This window comes from Streptomyces altiplanensis (assembly GCF_053591575.1).
Window position 1 is genome coordinate 1 of sequence record NZ_JBSFUB010000222.1, and the last position, 1,655, is coordinate 1,655.

Consider the following 1,655-nt stretch of genomic DNA (forward strand, 5'->3'; position numbering starts at 1 on the left):
GGGCTCACTCCCGTCCGCCGCCCTCGTCGTCCTCGTCCAGTTCCGGTGCGTCCGGGTCAAACGAGCGGTGTAACTCGGGTTGTTGAGGGCCAGCGGCCGCAGCACCACGGCTCCGACGCCCTCGGCCGCGAGGAATCCGTCGGCACGTTCGGAGAAGGGACGGCACCGGTCGCCGGACGACAGCAGTCCGTGCTCCTCCAGCACCTCGAAATGGTCCGGGTTGAGCAGCAGATTGACCCCGCCCGCGATCGCACAGTCGCTGTCACCGCTGTGGAGGCTTTCGACGGCCAGGTGGACGGCCGTCAGCGAGGCGGAGCATGCCGTGTCGACGGCGATGCTCGGCCCCTGGAAATCGAAGAGGTACGAGGTGCGGTTGGCGATCGACGAGTAGGCGGTTCGCCCGTTGTACGTGGAGTTCATGACGCCCACGAACACACCGACACGGCCGCTCTCGGCCAGTGCCCCGGTGGTGTGGCCGGCGTCCTGCACGGCACTGTGCACCGTCTCGATGAAGAGCCGCTCCTGGGGGTCCATGGCCGCCGCTTCCCGCGCGGGGACACCGAAGTACTCGGCGTCGAAGGAGGAGACGTTCGCCAGGAAACCGCCCCGGGGGCGCTCCTTGTCCTCCCAGCGGCACCACCATCGGTCCGTCGGGTAGGGGGCTATGGCGCTCTCGCCGCGGGCCAGGTTCTGCCAGAGCTCCTCGGGGCTGTCGGCTCCCGGATAGCGCCCGCCGATACCGACGATGGCGATGTCCCCGGTACGGGCCGGGACGGGGGCCGGTGCAGAGCCGACGGGGTCCGGGTGGGCCGGTTCGCGGGTCCGCGCCGGTTCGGGGGTCCGCCGGAACCCGTCGTCCGCCGGGGTGGGCCGAAACTCGTGGACGGACGGGGCAGCCGGGGTACTCGACGCGACCGGGACGGCCTGGACGGCCGCCTCCGCCGTGCCGCCGGCCAGTACCTCGGCAAGCCGCTCGGGATACGACGACGTGAAGTGCTCGGCCACCTCCCGGATCGTCGGGCAGTCGAAGAACAGCGTGCTGCTCAGCTCGTCGAAGTCACGGGACAGCGCGTTGTTGAGCTGGATGACGAGGATCGAGTCGAGCCCGAGGTCGAAGAGATTGGCGTCCTCGGCCAGCTCCTCGGGTGCCAGCCTCAGCGTCTGGGCGACGAGCCCGGTGAGGTACGCCGTGGCGCGGGCGGTGGGAGAAGCGCCGCCACCGTCGGCGACACCCCGGGCGACAGCACTGGTCTGCGGCTGTGCCTGCGGGAACAGGAGCAGCAGCTCCGGGCGCCGGTCCGCGAGGAAGTGCTCGACGAGTTCGTCCAGCGTGCGCAGTTCGAAGAAGAGCGTGCTGCTGACGTCCTCGAAGTCCTTGGCCACGGCGCTGTTCATGCCGGACACCAGGATGGAGTCCAGCCCGTAGTCGTGCAGGTCCTTGTGCGGGTCGAGCTCCGTGTCCGCAAGGCGCAGGGCCTCACGTATCAGCCGTTCGAAATAGGCGGTGACGTGTGTGCGCAGGGATGTCTCCGAGACACCGGAGACACCGGATTCATGGACGGAACCGGAGTCGCGGGCGGGGCCGGCCGTCGTACCGGCGGTGACCTGAAGGGCATAGCCGGAGGGAGGGCGGTCGGGTCGAGGGTGCCAAGGCC

Annotated in this window: 1 protein-coding gene; it reads right to left on the reverse strand. The window is 69.8% G+C overall.

Features of this window, described 5'->3' with window-relative positions; genetic code table 11:
• Positions 1-1,655 (reverse strand): beta-ketoacyl synthase N-terminal-like domain-containing protein (locus ACWD0Y_RS36600; RefSeq protein WP_450264567.1); only part of this gene is annotated, 1,655 nt, incomplete at both ends.